This is a genomic window from Brevundimonas sp., from assembly GCF_032055285.1.
In the GTDB taxonomy this organism is placed as follows: domain Bacteria; phylum Pseudomonadota; class Alphaproteobacteria; order Caulobacterales; family Caulobacteraceae; genus Brevundimonas.
This window is the reverse complement of sequence record NZ_DAMBRE010000002.1, coordinates 100,099-116,677: the sequence shown is the minus strand read 5'-3', so window position 1 is coordinate 116,677 and position 16,579 is coordinate 100,099. Positions and strand designations below refer to the sequence as shown.

Genomic DNA, 16,579 nt, shown 5'->3' with positions numbered 1-16,579 from the left:
TGCACGACGGGCAGGGCGAATGGCCATCGATCGCCGCTTGATCACCTATTGTTCTCGACGCCTGGAGCTCGCCGATGACCAGGACCATAAGACTGACGCTTGCCCGCCTTTTGCCCGACGTGCCAGGGGGCTCTGACGCCTGCGTCGATCGCCTGATCACGTCCCTGCGCGAAAGGCAGGGCGTGTTCGAGGCTCATCTTGCCGATAGGGACGGTGTCCCTGTCCTCTGCATTCATTACGACCCCGACCTGGTGACCCTGCAGCAGGTGCGTCAGGCGGCTCTCAAGGCGGGTGTGGAGATCAGCGAGCGCTTCGGGCATGTCAGCGGCTGGTTGACGGGGCTGCGCCATGCACGCCACGCCCGAACCGTTCAAGACGCTCTTGCGGAGCAGGACGGGATTGTCGAGGCGGCGGTGGATGTGTCCGGCGCCTTCCATCTGGAGTTCGATCGGGGGCTGGCGAGCTGGTCGGAAATCGATCGCTTCATTCAGTCCCAGGGTCTGCGGGCTACTGATACGCCGTCGGAAACCTCGGCGCCGGCGCATCCCTCCAGGGAGGAAGGCTCCCATGAGCACGCCCATATGGAGGGCGAGAAGCATGACCATGCCCACGGCGGCTTGCTTGGGCCCAATACGGAGTTGATCTTCGCCCTGGCTTGCGGCGGTCTGCTGGGGCTGGGTTTCGCCATAGAGAAGCTGGCGGCCGGCGTCCCGGCGTGGATGCCTCTCGGTCTGTTCATCGCCGCCTACGGGTTCGGCGGCTTCTTCACCGTTCGCGAGGCGTTCGAGAACCTTCGCCGCAAGCGCTTCGAGATCGACACCCTCATGCTTGTCGCCGCCGCAGGCGCGGCGGCGCTCGGCGCCTGGGCCGAGGGCGCGCTGCTTCTGTTCCTGTTCAGCATCGGTCACGCCCTGGAGCACTACGCCATGGGGCGGGCCAAGCGCGCCATCGAGGCGCTTGCCGACCTGGCGCCCCGCACCGCCCGCGTGCGCCGAGGCGATCAGGTCGTCGAACTGCCGGTCGAAGAACTCCAGGTGGGCGACACCGTGGTGGTCCGGCCCAATGAACGCTTGCCGGCCGACGGCTTCGTGGTGGTCGGCACGACCAGCATCAACCAGGCGCCGGTGACCGGCGAGAGCATGCCGGTCGACAAGCAGCCGGTCGCAGACCTGGCTTCTGCACGCGCCCAGACCGCCCAGATCGGATCGGCGTCCATCGTCTTCGCAGGCACCATCAACGGCGCCGGCGCCATCGAGATCGAGACGACCCGCAAGTCCAGCGACACCACCCTTGCCAAGGTGGTCCGCATGGTCACCGAGGCGGAAACCCAGAAATCGCCGACCCAACGCTTCACGGACCGTTTCGAGCGGGTATTCGTGCCCCTGGTGCTCGCCTTCGCTTTTGTCCTGCTGTTCGCCTGGGTTGTGGTCGACGAGCCGTTCCGCGACAGCTTCTATCGGGCCATGGCGGTGCTGGTCGCCGCTAGCCCGTGCGCGCTGGCCATCGCCACGCCGAGCGCCGTCTTGTCCGGGGTTGCACGTGCGGCCCGGGCCGGCGTTTTGATCAAGGGCGGCGCGCCGCTTGAGAACCTCGGCTCGCTCAACGCCATCGCCTTTGACAAGACCGGCACTCTGACCGAAGGCCGCCCACGCATCACTGACATTATTCCCGTGCGCGGAACGCATGAAAGCGATCTCCTGGCCACCGCAGTCGCCGTGGAACGCCTGAGCGACCACCCGTTGGCGGAAGCCATCGCGAGGGACGGAGGGGAGCGCCTGGGGGAGGCGACGATCGCGGCTGCGTCTGACCTGAAGAGCCTGACCGGAAAAGGCGTAACGGCTCAGCTCGGAGGCGACACGATCTGGATCGGCAAGCCGGAGATGTTCGGCGCCGACGGCGTCGCGGGGCTGAGCGATGAAGCGGCCATGGTCGTCACGCAACTGCGCCTGCAAGGGCGAACCTTGATGGTGGTGCGCCGAGGCGCGCGGGACCTCGGCGTGATCGGCCTCCTCGACACGCCCCGAGCCGCCGCACGGTCGGCGATCACGGCGCTGAGGTCCCTGGGCGTCCAGCGCATGATCATGATTTCGGGTGATCACCAGAGGGCGGCTCAGGCGATCGCCGGACAGATCGGTCTGACCGAGGCATGGGGCGACCTCATGCCGGAGGACAAGGTCGACGCCATCAAACGTCTGCGCGCCGAAGCCAAGGTCGCCATGGTCGGCGACGGCGTGAACGACGCCCCCGCCATGGCGACGGCGACTGTGGGCATCGCCATGGGGGCCGCCGGCTCCGACGTGGCCCTCGAGACCGCCGACGTGGCTCTGATGGCCGACGATCTCTCGCACCTGCCTTTCACGATCGGGCTCAGTCGGCGAACCCGCAGGATCATTCTCCAGAACCTGGTCGTCAGCCTGGGCGTCGTCGCCTTCCTGGTGCCGGCCACAGTTCTCGGCCTGGGCATAGGTCCGGCGGTCGCCTTGCATGAAGGCTCGACATTGCTGGTGGTGATCAACGCCTTGCGTCTTCTCGGCTATCGTGACCCGATATCGGTGTTGAAACGGGATGAAAACCTCGGGGACGTCGCAGGCTCTCCCGTGCTTCAGGGGAAGTCCTCATGAAACGGATGAGGTGGGCGTCGGTCGTGGCCCTGTTTCTCGCCCTTTCGGCCTTTGCATTCGGCCTGTTTTCGCTGCCGTCGCGGACCCAGGTCGACACCCGGCCTGCGGTGGACGGCCGCTCGATCGATAACCATGCGGGCCATGCCGACGCGCCCTCCGACAGTGCCTCCACGCGCTCCTATCGCGAGGCGAGCGTCCGGATGTCCCAGAGCCTGGACATCGACTACACCGGCGACGCCGATGAGGACTTCCTGCGGGGATTGATCGCCCGTCACGAGGGCGCGGCCGCAATGGCGCGCATCGCCCTGGAATACGGCGACGACCCGGAGGTACGCGGGTTCGCCGAGGAGACGATCCGCAACCAGGAAGCCCAGATCCTGCGGATCAGGCTGCTGCTGGTGCGACGCGAGAGAGGGGCGGCGCCGGCCGCCCGGTCCTGAGGCCATGGCGAAGAACCGTTTCAAGGGCCGCGAACGCGGCCAGCGCTGGCGCGAGGGGCGTTACGGGAAGCGGAACCGCCGTCCCGGTTTCAAACGCCTCGAGAAGCCTCGGCCGGTGCTCGAGATCCTGGCGGCTGCGGTCGTCAGCCTCATCACGGCCGCCATCATGTTATGCGTGGCCGTCATCCTGCTCGGCGCCTACAAGGTTCCGCTGCACCTCGGGTACGGCGCCTTCATGGGCATGGCGGCGATCGGCTGTCTGATCGTGGGGCGGCGAGACCGCGTCGCCCTGATTTCGACGGCCTGCATTGGCCTGCTCGGGATCGTGGGAACAATTTGCTTCTATGCCGGTCGCGGAGAGATCCAGCTACGGACTCATGAGCATAGTGTCCCGACGGCGGCGGGAACCGCGAGGCCCTAGGATTCATGCCGATCGTTCGGCTAGGGTCTTTAACCGACCCACGGAAACGCCAGGCGATCTGTTTCCCGTCGCAGACGGAAGGCGGCGTTTCCCAGGCGAGTGGAGCGCATGGGTGGACCTAATGCGACATCAGCCACGATAGTTCGGCGTCGTCCTGAAGACCGCTCGTCATGCCGCCCCACATGCGCTGCGCCAGGGGACCGCGACCGAAGGCCCCCGTTACGATCAGGTCGGCGCCGAGACGGTGGGCTTCGGCGAGGAGGTCCGCGGCGCCCGTGGATCCCGCGGTCGCCGGTATATGGCGGACGGCGGCCGGCGCATCGTGCCGCTTCAGATGAGCGGCGACGTCTTCGAGCTGGCCTTGTTCGACCTCGTCGCCGACCCCGACCACGGTGACGGTCTGAGCCCGCCGGAGCAGCGGCAGAGCATCATGCAGGGCGCGTCTCGCCTGGGGCGCGTCCTTCCAGCCGATGACCGCATTCGAGAGATCGCCGCTTGCGGCCGCCGCTCCAAGACGGAGAACGGGGCCGCCGCCGTGCAGGGCGAGCTCTCCGGCGTTGGGAAGCGCACAGGCCATCGGCGGCGCCGACGAGGTGACGAGCAGATCGGCGGTGAGCAGATGATCGCGCAAGGGGGGACCGGGCTCCCCCATGCCGGAAAGCCAATCGGCGGTTTTCGAGCCGGAGCCGAACACCTGGAGGAAGGCGTCGTGGGCGCCGGCGAGGGCGGCGTCCATTCTTCGGGTCTCTTCCAGGACCGACAGGGGGTTGCTCGCCAGAGCCGTCCTGAGCACCGACGTCCGGGGCCAGGCGAAACACACCGCCTTCAGTCGGGCGTCGAACCCTGCGGCCAGGTCGCGCGCACGCTCCAGGGTCTGGACGAGACCGTCCCTTGGCGTAGCATCGACGATGATGTCGCGGTAGGTCATGGATGTTCTCCTTTCCAGTCCTTGCATGCCGGCGGCGCAGGGCGTCGAGCATGTCCGTCTAGCTTGCTCATTGGCGGCGCCGTTGCGTTGATCCAGATCACACATCCAGGGGCTGGATCATCAAGGCATCCCTGTCTCTGTTCCAACGACTCCGCAGCGTCTGTTCCCTGACGATCGGGACGTCGGTTCAGCTGTGCGTTTGACGTGTCTTCGATAGGGGCGAGGTCCATGAGGATAGAAGCCCGCAGGATCATGATTGTTGCGAGGCGAGGCGTGTTCGCCAATGATCATTTGAGGGCGAAGCTTGGAAGCCCTGACCAGGAGCAGACCGCTATGGCCGAAGGACATGCTCATGGGGCAGGGGCCAGCAGCAAACGCCTGATGTGGGCGCTCGTCCTGACGACGACCTTTCTGATCGCCGAAGTCGTCGGGGCCGTGGTGTTCAAGAGTTTGGCCCTGCTATCGGACGCCGCCCATATGTTCACCGATGTGGCTGCGCTGGCGATCGCGCTGGCGGCGATCAAGATTGGCGAGCGGCCGGCAGACTCCGTGCGGACCTTCGGCTATCGTCGGTTCGAAATCCTCGCCGCCGCCTTCAACGCCGTCCTGTTGTTTCTGGTGGCGGGCTACGTCCTCTATGAAGGCGTTCTGCGCCTTTTCGCGCCCGAACCCGTCGGCTCCGTCGGGATGCTGGTCGTGGCTTCCCTGGGCCTGGTCGTGAACCTGGTGTCGATGCGGCTGCTGGCCTCCGGTGCGAACGCCAGCCTGAATGTGAAGGGGGCCTATCTCGAGGTCTGGGCCGACATGCTGGGTTCCGTCGGGGTGATCGGCGGGGCCGTCCTCATCATGTTGACGGGCTGGGCCTGGATTGATCCGGTGGTCGCGATCGGCATCGGTCTGTGGGTGCTGCCGCGCACCTGGATGCTCTTGAAGAACACCACCCATATCCTGCTGGAAGGCGTGCCCAAGGACCTGTCCTTGGAGGCTGTGCGAGCGACGATCGCCGCCGTGCCGGGGGTGGCCGAGGTCCATGACCTGCACCTTTGGGGCGTCAGCAGCGATGATGTGAACGGCTCCGTTCACCTGGTTCTTGCCGAAGGCTGGGACGCTGAGCGGGTTCGTCGTGCGGTTCTGGCGCAGATGAACGACGTCCATGGCATCGATCACGCCGCCGTCCAGATCGAATCCGGGCCGGCCGGGGAGGGGGAGGCCTTGGGTCACGGGCGTATCGCTCATCCATAGGGTTGAACCGGTCCGTACATCTCCGACCTTGCGGACCCTCGTTCAGGACGCGGGGCAATGACCGACCCGAGCGCTGCGACGTCGACGGCCCGAGTCGCCAGCCTTCCAGAATAATCTCGCGCTCCTGAAATATTTTGAGGGTTCCGGTACGGAAATGCGTATTGGATCTTCCGGCGTCATCTTTGGATTTGTGCGACGCACAATGAGTTCATGCGTCATCATTTGGCGCGTTGGAAAATAGTCACGTCCAACCCACCCTCACCAACGAGGTGACGATTCTGTGTCTATTTTGAGTGGAATGCGTCATCTTTTTGCGCACATCTGTCGAATGCGGGCATGAAACATGACGGTTTGGCGGCATTCATATGTATATACATGACTTGACTCCCCTGACGCCCAACCGGAACGTGGCGATGCAGGACCGGTTCGTCTGGGCCGAAACGCGAGGGGAATGACCATGAACCGCATGAAAAAGAGGCTCTTGTTCGCAGGTGCGGTAATCTCCGCCACCATGTGCGGAATGCCCGCATTCGCGCAGGAAGCCGAGACGACCAACGTCGGCGAAATCGTCGTCACGGGCAGCCGGATCAAGCGCCAGGACATCAGCGGGGTCGGTCCCGCCACGGTCGTCACAGGCGAGGATATCGAGCGTACGGGGATCACGAACGTGGAGGCGCTGCTGCAGCGACTGCCGTCGTCCGCAGGGGCTGCCGGCAATCAGACCAACTCCTATTGGACCGGCAACGGCTACGGCACGGCGCAGGTCAATCTGCGAGGCCTCGGCATCAACCGGACCCTGACGCTGATCAACGGTCGGCGGATCGTCAACGGCGGCACGGGCGCCAACAGCGCTCCGGATCTGAACATGATCCCGACCGCCATTATCGGCCGAATGGACGTGCTGAAGGACGGCGCCTCCGCCATCTACGGCGCCGACGCCGTCGCGGGCGTGGTCAACATCGTCACCATCAACGATTTCGAGGGCCTCAAGCTCTCAAGCAAGTATGGCGTCACGGACGAAGGTGACGGCCAGGACCTCTCCTTCGACCTGTTGTGGGGCATGCGCGGCGACCGCGGCGGGGTCACCGCCGCCCTGACCTATCAGAAGACGGAAGCCGTCAACCTGGCGAGCCGCGCTCCCTGCGGGCTGGGCGAGATCAACGGAAAGCTGGCCTGCGTCGCGAGCGCCACGACGCTCGGGGGCCGGGCCGTGCTTCCCAACGGCCAGCAGATCAACTTCAACCAGATCCCGGGCGGCGACGGGGACTTCTTCGAACCCTACAACGCCGCCAAGCATAACTATAACGGCAACCCCTTCCTCAACGCCGTGTCGCCGATCGAGCGCCTCAGCACGGCCATCCTGGCCGACTACCAGCTGACCGACACCGTCAGCCTGTTCGGCGAAGTCTTCTTCACCCACAGGGAAAGCAACCAGCTCGCAGCGCCAGGGGCCCTGCGGAACCTGAAGATCGCGGCGTCCCATCCGACCAACCCGACGGGTCAGGACATCACCCTCATTGCACGGCGTCTCGCCGAACCGGGGCCGCGTCACTTCTTCCAGGAAACCGACACCTATCGGTTCGTCGGCGGCGCCCGGGGCGCCATCGCCGGCGACTGGACCTGGGAAGCCGCCGTCAACTGGGGACGCAACACCGGCGTCGACGGGATGACCAATATCGCCAACCTTCAACGGGTCGGCGAAACCCTGAACACCGCCGTCTGCAGCAACGCGGCGGGCGCGGCCATCCCCTGCGGTGACTATCTGGGCGCCGGAGACCTCAGCAAGGAGGTGCTCGACTATATCCTCTTCACCTCGCGCGACACCGGGGGGAATGAGCAGCGCAGCGTCACGCTCGACGTCACCGGCACGGTGCTCCAGCTCCCGTCCGGACCGCTCGCCGCCGCGGCGGGTCTCGTCTACCGCGAGGAAAAGGGCTGGCGCGATCCTGACGCCCTCACCGTTCTGGGTATCGCCAACACCAACCAGCAGGACCCCATCGCCGGCTCGACCAAGGCCAAGGAAGCCTATGTCGAACTGTCGGCGCCGCTCCTGTCCGACCTGCCGTTCATCCAAAGGCTCGAGCTCGACGCGGCCGTCCGCTATTCGGACTATGACCTGTTCGGCGGCAACACCACCTACAAGCTGGGCCTGAACTGGAGCGTCGTCGACAGTCTTCGCCTGCGGGCCACCTTCGGCACCGGCTTCCGGATTCCAAGCGTTCCCGAACTGTTCGGCGGCGTTGCAGAGGGCAATCTGACGACGACTGATCCGTGCAGCCGCTACAGCACCAGCGGAAACGCGACGCTGATCGCCAACTGCCAGGCTTCCGGCGTGCCGGCTAACTATGTGCAACTCGGCAACACGGTCCTGACCACGGTCGGCGGCAATCAGAAACTCTCGCCCGAAACGGCCGAGACCCTCACCCTGGGTCTGGTCTGGCAACCCGAGCAGGTCAAAGGCCTGTCCCTGACCGTCGACTATTTCGACATCAAGATCGAAGACGCGATCCGGTCCATCCCGGGGTCCACCAAGCTGGCCATCTGCTACGCCTCGCCGGGCATGAACCACCCCTTCTGCGGCCCGAACAACTTCACCCGCAGTCCCCTGACCGGCGAAGTGAACTTCCTCTCGGCCCAGCCGACCAACGCCGGCCTGGAAACCATGAAGGGCGTCGACATCGGGGCGCGCTACGCCTTTGATCTCGGCGACCGCCGCGCCAGCCTCGACTGGAACACCACCTATCTCGGCGAATATGTCGTGACGCCTTTCCTGGGCGCCGATCCGATCATCTTCGACGGCCATATCGGCGGCGGCAACGGCGGCTATCCCCACTGGCGATCGAACGTCAGCGCCTCGGTTGTCGATGATCGCTGGACGGCGACCTATTCGGTGCAACTGATCGGCAAGGCCACGGACTTCAACGCCGCGCCGGGCGACATCGGCTATGAGACGCCGAACCTCTTCTACCACAACGCCCAGTTCGCCTATCGCCTGGGTGAGAAGGCTGACATCGCCTTCGGCATCGACAACCTCTTCGACAAGAAGGCGCCGTTCATCCAGAGCTGGACCGACGGCAATACCGACACCATGACCTACGACCTGCTTGGCCGTCGCGGCTACGTCCGCCTGACCTATCAGTTCAACTAACCTGCCACTTCCAGAAACACCGGGCGGCCCCCCCATGGCTCCCGCCTGGTGTTTCAACGTCCCCCAAACAGTGAGTATCAAATGGTGCGCTGGCCTTCCGTAGCGCGAAAAGCCCACAAGTGGCTTGCGCTGATCATCGGCGTTCAGGCCCTCTTCTGGGTCGTGAGCGGCCTCTACATGACCGCCGTCCATATCGACATTATCCATGGCGATCATCTGGTGCGGACACCCGTCGCCGAACCGATTTCCATGGGCGGCCTGGTCGATCCTGCGGTCATTCTCAAGACTGCCGGCGGCGCTCAAAGCCTGCGTCTCGACCAGCAGCTGGGACAGCCTGTCTATATCGTCAGCCAGACGAGCGGCCGGTCCCTGTTCGACGCCCGGTCCGGTGAGAAGCTGCCCCTGATCGACGAAGCCGGCGCACGGCGGCGCGCCGAGCAGATCTACGCAGGGGATGGCGGTGTCCGCGAAATGGAGCTGCTGTACGAAATCCCCGGCGAGATCAGGGGGCGTCCAGCGCCGATCTGGCGGGTGCAGTTCGAAGGCCTGTGGCGGCCCACCCTCTATATCTCGCCCCAGACCGGCGAACTCGTGGCCAAGCGTCATGACCTGTGGCGCACGTTCGACTTCGTCTGGATGTTCCACATCATGGACTATGAGACCCGCGACAACGTCAACAACATCCTGCTCAAGGTCGCGACCTGGATGATGGTGGTGACCTCCCTCACCGGGGCCTGGCTCCTGCTCTACAGCTTCCGTCGCAAGCGCCGCGTGCGCAAAGCCGCAGCGTGAGGATCATCAGATGTTTCTAATCCGTAGACTGCACAAATGGTTCGGCCTGGTCCTGGGTCTTCAATTTCTGCTCTGGGCCATCAGCGGCGCCGCCATGGCGCTGATCGATCACCGCAAGGTGGCTGGTGAAGATTCCATCGTCCACTCTACGCCGTCGCCCACGCCCGCTGGGGTGCTGTCGCTGGCTCAGGTCGCCCAGGCGGTGGGCCAGCCGATTTCCCGGATCGAGCTGCGTCCCTTGCAAGACGCCTGGGTTTACGCCGCCACGACGCCCAGCGGCGTCCAACTGGTCGACCCCGTGGACGGTCGCCGCATCGTCATCGACGACGCCCGCGCCAAGACGCTGGCCGTCGCAGCCTTCAACGGCACAGCGCCGGTGACCTCCGTGGCTCTGGTCGAGAAGCCGACGCTGGAGACGCGAGATTTCGCGCTTCCGGCCTGGCGGGTCGAGTTCGCGGACAAGGAGAAGACGACCCTGATCCTGAACGCCGTCACCGGCGAGGTCGCGGGCGCCAAGACCAACACCTGGCGGCTCTGGGACTTCTTCTGGATGATCCACATCATGGACTACACGGATCGCCAGAGTTTCAACCATCCGCTGATCATCATCATCGCCACCGGGTGTCTGTGGTTGGCCCTGAGCGGTTTCATCATGTTGTTCAGCGCCTTCCGACGCCAGGATTTCGCCTATATCCATGACGGGATCGAATGGCTGCAGCGCCGCCGTTGAGACTGCGCCGGGGCGTTCTGCGCCCCGGCGCCTTCCTGTTGGATTGGCGGCCAATGCGGGCCAAGCTGAAGCTTGGCCCGATTAACGGACATGACGGGGAGGAACGACTCCATGGATCTCACGCTCCACCGACGCATCCGCTCCGACATCGCCGACCGCATCCTGTCGGGCGAATGGTCGCCCGGGTTCCGCATCCCCTTCGAGCATGAGCTGATGGAGGAGTATGGTTGTTCGCGCATGACCGTGAACAAGGCCCTCGCGCCGCTGGCGGAACGGGGCATGATCATACGCCGTCGACGCTTCGGGTCCTTTGTGGCGCGGCCGCGGATACATTCCTTCGTGCTGGATATCCCGGACATACAGGCCGAGATTCTCAATCGCGGCGAACCCTATGATTTCGAACTCCTGTCCCGGAAGGTCCGGGCCGCGCACAAGCGGGACGCGGAAGAACTTGCACTCGCCGCATCCGGCGAGGTGATCGAGTTGCGCTGCCTCCACCGCAGCAGCGGTCGTCCTTTCGCGCTCGAGGAACGGTTGATCAGCCTGGCCTCCGTGCCCCAGGCCCGGGACGCCGATTTTACCCAGGGTCCGCCCGGCACATGGCTGCTGGAGCGCGTTCCCTGGACGGAAGCCGAGCACAGAATCCGAGCCGTGAACGTGTCCCGCGCAACCGCGCTGACCCTAGGGATCGATCCTGCTGCGGCCTGCCTTTCCCTCGAACGCCGGACGTGGCGGCGAGCGGAGCGCATCACCTTCGTTCGACTGACCTTTCCAGGGGAAGCCTATGATCTCGGAGCGCGGTTCGCGCCCTCGGACCCTGCAGAGGCTTCGGACTAGGACGCCGACCCGGGCTCGACCGAGCCCTGGGCCTCTTGTTCCAGGAGATGGCGGCCCTGGCGGACGGACGGCGCGAGGCGGAGCCCTGCGCCATTTACAAAATTCGCTGCGACGGACGTCGCTTCTGACGAAAATGTGGAATCAGGAAGCAGGGGCTCAATGTCTGCAAACTCGACCAGGGTTCTGATTATCGGCGCGGGACACGCGGGGGGCTCGGCGGCGGCGCTGCTGAGGCAGTATGGCTTTGCGGGCGAGATCGTCCTGGCGGGCGAGGAGGCGGCGGCGCCCTATCAGCGACCGCCCTTGTCCAAGGCCTGGCTGAAGGGGGAGGCGGGTCTGGAGGACCTGCTGCTGCGCCCCGAGAGCTTCTACGCCGAGCAGCAGATCGACCTGCGCACCGGCGTCACCGCGACCGCCATCGACGCGGGAGCCAAGGCGGTGACCTTCGCTGACGGCGTGGTCGAAGCCTACGACGTGCTGATCCTGGCCACGGGCTCGATGGCGCGCAAGCTGGCCATCCCCGGAGCCGACCGCCCCGACCTCATGGAACTGCGCACGCTGAACGACGCCGAACGACTGAAATCTGCGCTCGCCCCCGGCAAGCGTCTGGCCGTGGTCGGCGGCGGCTATGTCGGGCTGGAGGCGGCAGCCTCGGCCCGCGCCCTCGGCGCCGAGGCGGTGGTGATCGAGCGCATGGACCGGGTGCTGGCGCGCGTGGCGTCGGAAACCCTGTCCGCCTTCTTCACCGACTATCACCGGGCGCGCGGCGTCGAGATTCTGACCGGCGCCGAGGTGTCGGGCTTTGAGGGCGGCGGCGTTCGCCCCGAAGGCGTCCGGCTGGCGGACGGAACCCTGATCGCTGCGGACGCGGTTCTGGTCGGCGTCGGCGCCCTGGCGCGCGAAGCCCTGGCGCGAACGGCGGGTCTGCCTTGTGAGAACGGCGTGGTCGTGGATGAGAACGCCCGCACGGCGGATCCCTCAATCTACGCCATCGGCGACGTCACCCATCGGCCCATCCCGGTCCACGGCGGGCGGATGCATCGGCTGGAAAGCGTTCCGAACTCCCTGGAACAGGCCAAGCAGGCCGCCGCCGCCATCGTCGGCCGAGCGCCCCCGGCGGCCGAAGTGCCCTGGTTCTGGTCGGACCAGTATGACGTCAAGCTTCAGATCGCCGGCCTTCCGTTTGACGCCGACCATCAGGTGGTGCGTGGCGATCCGGCCAGCGGCGCTTTCGCCGTCTTCCACCTGAATGGCGACCGCATCGTTTGCGTCGAAGCGGTCAACGCCCCGGCCGATTTCATGGGCGGACGGCTGCTGATCGGCAAGGCGACGCCAGTGGATCCGGTCCTGCTGGCGGACCCCTCTGTTTCGATGAAGAGCGTCTGATCCGGCGCGCAGCAGCCGATAGCCGTCGCAGCGGGAAGCATCGCGTCTTGGCCCTCAACCGGCGCAGCAAGAGAGTTTGGCGACGTCCTTGTTGAACGTCAGCGCCGCCAGTTTCAGGCCCTCGACGGTCGTGAGATAGGGGAAGATCGTGTCGCCCAACTGCTCCACCGTCATTCCGCACTTGATGGCCACCGCTGCGGTCTGGATGCTGTCGGCCCCTTCCGGAGCAAGAATGTGCGCGCCGAGGAGCCGCCGCGTGCCGCGATCCGCCACCAGCTTGATGAGCCCGCGCGTGTCTCTGGCCGCGAGCGCGCGCGGGACGTGATCCAGGGTGATCATCGAGGTTTGGACATCATGCCCGGCCGCCCGTGCGGCGGCTTCCGTGAGCCCGACCGTCGCCACCTGGGGATCGGTGAACACGACCGCCGGCATGGCGCTGTTGTCGTAGGACAGACTGTCGCCGTTGAGCGCGTTTCGAGCAGCGAGCCTGGCACCGTAGGCCGCCATATAGACGAACTGGTCACGCCCGGTGACGTCACCGACGGCGTAGACGCCGGGGCGGGTCGTGCGCATCCGGTCGTCCACGACGATTCCTCCGTTTTCGGAGACGCTGACCCCCGACTCGGCAAGACCCAGGCCGTCCGAGTTGGCGATCCGGCCTGTCGTCATGAGCACGCGCTCGGCGGTGAGCACCCTCCGGCTGTCGCCCTGCGTAAGGGTGAGCGACACGTCCGTTTCCGAATGGGCGATAGCCTCGTAGGTCGCCCCGACAACCACGGTGACGCCCTCGTCTGAGAGGTAGCGTTGCAGCGCCTCGCTGATCTCGGGTTCACCTTCCGGCAACAGACGTGACCGGCACACGAGCGTGACCTGCACGCCGGCCCGGCTGAACATCTGAGCCAATTCCGCGCCTATGTATCCACCACCGATCACCAGCAAGGACTGCGGCAGCGCCTCCAGTTCGAGCGCGGTCGTGCTGGTCAGATAGGGGACAGTGTCGATCCCAGCGATCGCCGGAATCGCCGGTCGCGATCCCGTCGCGATGATCACCTTGTCGGTGGTGAGCCGGACATCGCCGACCTCCACGCCGCCCAAGACGAGCCTGGCTGCGCCTTCGTGGTAGGCGATGGCGTCGTAGCCTTGCAGGACATTTTCGTATTTGGCCTGACGCAGAGCGTTCACCAGTTGGTCCTTCTGGCGGATCACCTCGGACCAGGCGCTGATTTCAGCAGTGGCTCTCACGCCGTCGAAACGGCTTGCGGCCCGCGCCTGGTGCAGGGGCTCCACCGCGCGGATCAACGCTTTCGACGGCACGCAGCCTATGTTCACGCAGGTCCCGCCAATCGTTCCGGCGCCGACGAGCGCTACCCGCGCTCCCTCTTCGGCTGCCGTAATGGCGGCGGAGAAGCCGGCTGAGCCAGCGCCGATCACGACCAGATCATAGGTCTCTGCGGCGTTCCGGGAGAGAGGGCGACAGTCACTCATACTGCTCGGTGCTTTCAAATCTTGTGTCCGCCGTTGGGCGGGCGGCCTGCAACCGGACAGGCCTGGCGGCCCGCTACGGCGCGACGGCAGGGAAGGCCGGAACGGGTGGGCTCGTCAGGAAGTAGAACTGCATGGCGCCGCCGATGTTCGTGCCGATGACGCCCACTAGCGAAACCTGGTTCCGCTAGTGGCTGGCCCGAACACGCGCGGGATAGCCGGCGTTGGTCGAGGCCTGAGCCAGGACTGTCGGCGTCACTCGCACGTCGTCGTAGGTCACGGTCGCCACGGCCCGTCCGGCGTCGCCAGGGTTCACGGATACAGCCGTAACGCCCGGAACCCGCGAGATAGCGCGTCGAACGATAGGGGCGCACGTCACACAGGACACATTGGTGACATCCAGCGTCACCGTGCGTTCGGCCGCCTGCGCCGTTTCGGCAGTGAAAAGCGCCGCTGCAACTGCAAGGGCGGCGCGGATGGAAAGGGTCATGGCCTTGATCTCCAGGAACTCACGCGCCGAGTAGCAGCGGCGCAACATAGGGAAATGCGACGGCGATGGCGACGAGCACGGACGCCGCCCAAAGCGCGATCTTGACAAGGCGGGTGGAGCCCGGTCGAGCGCAGGTCTCGCCTTCGGCGCAGGCGGTGCGAGGACGACGATAGACGCGGAAGAATCCGACACCCAGGAAAGCCACCGCCGCAACGATGAAATAGGGTTGATAGGGCGCGAGGACCGTGACGTTGCCGATCCAGGCCCCGCTGACGCCGAGCGCGAACAACACCAGCGGCAGAACACAGCAGGACGACGCGCCGATCGCGGCAGCAAGGCCTGCAACCGCCAGCCACGCACGGCTGGACGACTTGTCGGCTGGGGCCGCGGCGTTTCCGTTGGGGTTCTCGATGCCGTCCGAGGCGGCCATTGCCCACTCCTTCTCTTGGTGATGAAGGCAAGATAGGGTCTGTAGCGACTACAGATACAAGGGCTTTATCTTCGATGGACAAATTCGCCCTGCGTGACACGACGCCGCAGTTCGCGATCGGCGTGCTGTCGCGCCGAACCGGCGTCAACATCGAGACCGTCCGCTACTATGAGCGGATCGGCTTGATCCCTGCGCCGGCTCGCAGCGACGGGGGGCACCGCCTCTACGGCGGGGGGCACCTCCTTCGGTTAAACTTCGTTCGGCGGGCTCGTGATCTCGGTTTCACGCTGAATGAGGTTCGAGCCCTGCTGGACTTGGCGGAACAGCGGGATCGACCCTGTACCGAGGTCCGCGAAGTGGCCGCCGTGCACCTGACTGATGTGCGCTCCAAGATCGTCAGCTTGCGGGCGATGGAGCGGGTTCTTTCCGACATGGTGGCCCGTTGCGCCGAAGGCTCGACGCCGGACTGCCCCATCATCGAGGCGCTGTTCGACACCGAAGCGGTGCACCCCGTTTGATGGGTTGCGAAATTTAAGTCGATGATTTCTACGCCGTCATAGGGTGTGGGTGGTGGCCGTCCTTCTGGCCTTCAGGAGCTACAACAACCTCGGCGACCTCGGTCGGCTTCGTCATATCGGCCTGTTTGTCGTCAGCGCCACCTTGCCGGCCCTCAGCCAGACGCGCGCGCCCCTTCCTCCGGCGGTTGACCGACGGCGTTGGTCTCTTCGCCCTGGCGCCGTGTCTGCGCGGACTGCTGGCGATCAGCCTGGCTGCTGCGGCGGGCGGGGCGATCCGCACCTGCAGGATCACGTGCAGGACAAGGGGACGGATGAGACTACGCATGCCGATCCCTATGTGATCGACGAGCGACACAGGCGCTGGCCGTGGTCCAGGCGGTGAGGCCGCTCGCTCTCCTGTCTCTGTCATTGACCGGCGGCGGAACCGCCGGCCGACGACGAAGGCGTGAACCCCCTGTGGATCAGACGACGCGTTTCACTTCGGTGTAGGCACCTTCGGTCTTGAGGGTGACTGTCACGGGTGCGCCCGTGCGATTGCGCCAGAACCAGCCGTGACTGCCGGTGAAGGCCGCCGTCAGTTCGCCGGTTTCGCTCTGGGACGAGCCCTTGCCGTAGCCGTGGTAGGAGACGCCGGGGCGATCCGCGTGGGTGTCGAAGTTCAGGCGTCCGCCGCTGCTCGTCCAGGTGAAGCGGGCCTTGGCGCCCTCCGTCATGACCAGTTTGATTTCGGCGCCCTGGTCGGGCGCCAGGGTCAGTATGGTTTCATCGGTGCGCTGGCCGGAGGCGGCGTCGGGCGCCGGGCTGGCGGCCGCGGATTGGGCGACCGCAGCGACGACGACGGGCGCTGGACTCGCCTCGATCGGAGCCGCGGCTGCAGCGGCGTCCATCGCCTCGTCCGCCTTGGCTTCCGCAGCCAGGGAGACCTTGATCCGGCCCATCTCGGTCAGGCCGAAGACCGTTCCCACCCGGGTCGGATCGACGCCGTACTCGGACGGCAGGACGACAGTGACGAGCAGGCCGGCGGCGACGACGGCGGCGATGCCGGTCGAGCGGAGCAACTGACCCGTGGTGGGCAGGTCGGACAGGCGGGGTTTGTCAGCGTTGTACATGGTTC

At 65.7% G+C, this 16,579-nt stretch carries 15 protein-coding genes; 10 read left to right on the top strand and 5 right to left on the bottom strand.

The annotated features are described in order from the left end of the window. The first annotated feature begins 74 nt into the window (after window positions 1–74). From RTY13_RS06080 to RTY13_RS06070, 3 genes are read left to right on the top strand one after another with little or no spacing between them, the layout of a single operon-like run. Entirely contained in the window at window positions 75–2,621 is a 2,547-nt protein-coding gene (locus RTY13_RS06080) for a heavy metal translocating P-type ATPase (protein WP_207826191.1), read from the top strand. A gap of 23 nt (window positions 2,622–2,644) precedes the next feature. Then, on the top strand, window positions 2,645–3,061 hold the full coding sequence (locus tag RTY13_RS06075) for a DUF305 domain-containing protein (protein ID WP_225910412.1): 417 nt from the start codon (window positions 2,645–2,647) through the stop codon (window positions 3,059–3,061). Between the two features lie 4 nt (window positions 3,062–3,065). Beyond that, entirely contained in the window at window positions 3,066–3,482 is a 417-nt protein-coding gene (locus RTY13_RS06070) for a hypothetical protein (protein ID WP_178826562.1), read from the top strand. Between the two features lie 118 nt (window positions 3,483–3,600). Here RTY13_RS06070 and RTY13_RS06065 read toward each other — a convergent pair whose 3' ends face one another. Continuing rightward, window positions 3,601–4,410, bottom strand: coding sequence for a universal stress protein (locus tag RTY13_RS06065; protein WP_178826561.1), 810 nt, complete (start codon window positions 4,408–4,410; stop codon window positions 3,601–3,603). 333 nt (window positions 4,411–4,743) lie between these two features. Between RTY13_RS06065 and RTY13_RS06060 the strand changes: the two genes are divergently transcribed. The 6 genes from RTY13_RS06060 (at window position 4,744) to RTY13_RS06035 (ending at window position 12,545) form a co-directional block, all read left to right on the top strand. Then, window positions 4,744–5,652 (top strand): cation diffusion facilitator family transporter, encoded by a 909-nt coding sequence (locus RTY13_RS06060; RefSeq protein ID WP_178826559.1) that lies wholly within the window; start codon window positions 4,744–4,746, stop codon window positions 5,650–5,652. Window positions 5,653–6,172: 520 nt separating this feature from the next. Continuing rightward, complete coding sequence (locus RTY13_RS06055) at window positions 6,173–8,800, top strand: TonB-dependent receptor (protein ID WP_225910413.1); 2,628 nt, start codon at window positions 6,173–6,175, stop codon at window positions 8,798–8,800. 81 nt (window positions 8,801–8,881) lie between these two features. After that, window positions 8,882–9,592, top strand: a complete 711-nt coding sequence (locus RTY13_RS06050) for a PepSY domain-containing protein (protein WP_178826557.1) — start codon at window positions 8,882–8,884, stop codon at window positions 9,590–9,592. 10 nt (window positions 9,593–9,602) lie between these two features. Beyond that, on the top strand, window positions 9,603–10,322 hold the full coding sequence (locus RTY13_RS06045; protein WP_178826555.1) for a PepSY domain-containing protein: 720 nt from the start codon (window positions 9,603–9,605) through the stop codon (window positions 10,320–10,322). A 111-nt stretch (window positions 10,323–10,433) separates the two neighbouring features. Further along, window positions 10,434–11,159: a histidine utilization repressor gene (hutC, locus tag RTY13_RS06040; protein ID WP_035285203.1), complete on the top strand. Its 726-nt coding sequence runs from the start codon at window positions 10,434–10,436 to the stop codon at window positions 11,157–11,159. A 159-nt stretch (window positions 11,160–11,318) separates the two neighbouring features. Next, on the top strand, window positions 11,319–12,545 hold the full coding sequence (locus tag RTY13_RS06035) for an NAD(P)/FAD-dependent oxidoreductase (RefSeq protein WP_178826553.1): 1,227 nt from the start codon (window positions 11,319–11,321) through the stop codon (window positions 12,543–12,545). 54 nt (window positions 12,546–12,599) lie between these two features. On the opposite strand, the gene merA is transcribed toward RTY13_RS06035, so the two are convergent. The 3 genes from merA to RTY13_RS06020 all read right to left on the bottom strand — a co-directional run bounded on the left by merA (window position 12,600) and on the right by RTY13_RS06020 (window position 14,947). After that, window positions 12,600–13,976 (bottom strand): mercury(II) reductase, encoded by a 1,377-nt coding sequence (merA, locus tag RTY13_RS06030; RefSeq protein WP_409450285.1) that lies wholly within the window; start codon window positions 13,974–13,976, stop codon window positions 12,600–12,602. 238 nt (window positions 13,977–14,214) lie between these two features. Then, window positions 14,215–14,517, bottom strand: a complete 303-nt coding sequence (locus tag RTY13_RS06025; RefSeq protein WP_223850727.1) for a heavy-metal-associated domain-containing protein — start codon at window positions 14,515–14,517, stop codon at window positions 14,215–14,217. Between the two features lie 19 nt (window positions 14,518–14,536). Then, the gene (locus tag RTY13_RS06020; RefSeq protein ID WP_003164984.1) at window positions 14,537–14,947 is read right to left on the bottom strand and encodes a mercuric transporter MerT family protein; all 411 of its coding nucleotides are present in this window, start codon (window positions 14,945–14,947) and stop codon (window positions 14,537–14,539) included. Window positions 14,948–15,021: 74 nt separating this feature from the next. Between RTY13_RS06020 and RTY13_RS06015 the strand changes: the two genes are divergently transcribed. Beyond that, the gene (locus tag RTY13_RS06015; RefSeq protein ID WP_003164983.1) at window positions 15,022–15,465 is read left to right on the top strand and encodes a MerR family transcriptional regulator; all 444 of its coding nucleotides are present in this window, start codon (window positions 15,022–15,024) and stop codon (window positions 15,463–15,465) included. 461 nt (window positions 15,466–15,926) lie between these two features. On the opposite strand, the gene RTY13_RS06010 is transcribed toward RTY13_RS06015, so the two are convergent. Further along, a complete protein-coding gene (locus RTY13_RS06010; protein WP_003164981.1) occupies window positions 15,927–16,574 on the bottom strand; it encodes a hypothetical protein in 648 nt (215 codons plus the stop codon). Window positions 16,575–16,579 lie beyond the last annotated feature (5 nt).

Bases quoted from the DNA above. Each gene is read 5' to 3' on its own strand.
- RTY13_RS06080 (WP_207826191.1), top strand. From the start codon at position 75: ATGACCAGGACCATAAGACTGACGCTTGCCCGCCTTTTGCCCGACGTG.
- RTY13_RS06070 (WP_178826562.1), top strand. From the start codon at position 3,066: ATGGCGAAGAACCGTTTCAAGGGCCGCGAACGCGGCCAGCGCTGGCGC.
- RTY13_RS06065 (WP_178826561.1), bottom strand. From the start codon at position 4,410: ATGACCTACCGCGACATCATCGTCGATGCTACGCCAAGGGACGGTCTC.
- RTY13_RS06060 (WP_178826559.1), top strand. From the start codon at position 4,744: ATGGCCGAAGGACATGCTCATGGGGCAGGGGCCAGCAGCAAACGCCTG.
- RTY13_RS06055 (WP_225910413.1), top strand. From the start codon at position 6,173: ATGCCCGCATTCGCGCAGGAAGCCGAGACGACCAACGTCGGCGAAATC.
- RTY13_RS06050 (WP_178826557.1), top strand. From the start codon at position 8,882: ATGGTGCGCTGGCCTTCCGTAGCGCGAAAAGCCCACAAGTGGCTTGCG.
- RTY13_RS06045 (WP_178826555.1), top strand. From the start codon at position 9,603: ATGTTTCTAATCCGTAGACTGCACAAATGGTTCGGCCTGGTCCTGGGT.
- hutC (WP_035285203.1), top strand. From the start codon at position 10,434: ATGGATCTCACGCTCCACCGACGCATCCGCTCCGACATCGCCGACCGC.
- RTY13_RS06035 (WP_178826553.1), top strand. From the start codon at position 11,319: ATGTCTGCAAACTCGACCAGGGTTCTGATTATCGGCGCGGGACACGCG.
- RTY13_RS06025 (WP_223850727.1), bottom strand. From the start codon at position 14,517: ATGACCCTTTCCATCCGCGCCGCCCTTGCAGTTGCAGCGGCGCTTTTC.
- RTY13_RS06020 (WP_003164984.1), bottom strand. From the start codon at position 14,947: ATGGCCGCCTCGGACGGCATCGAGAACCCCAACGGAAACGCCGCGGCC.
- RTY13_RS06015 (WP_003164983.1), top strand. From the start codon at position 15,022: ATGGACAAATTCGCCCTGCGTGACACGACGCCGCAGTTCGCGATCGGC.
- RTY13_RS06010 (WP_003164981.1), bottom strand. From the start codon at position 16,574: ATGTACAACGCTGACAAACCCCGCCTGTCCGACCTGCCCACCACGGGT.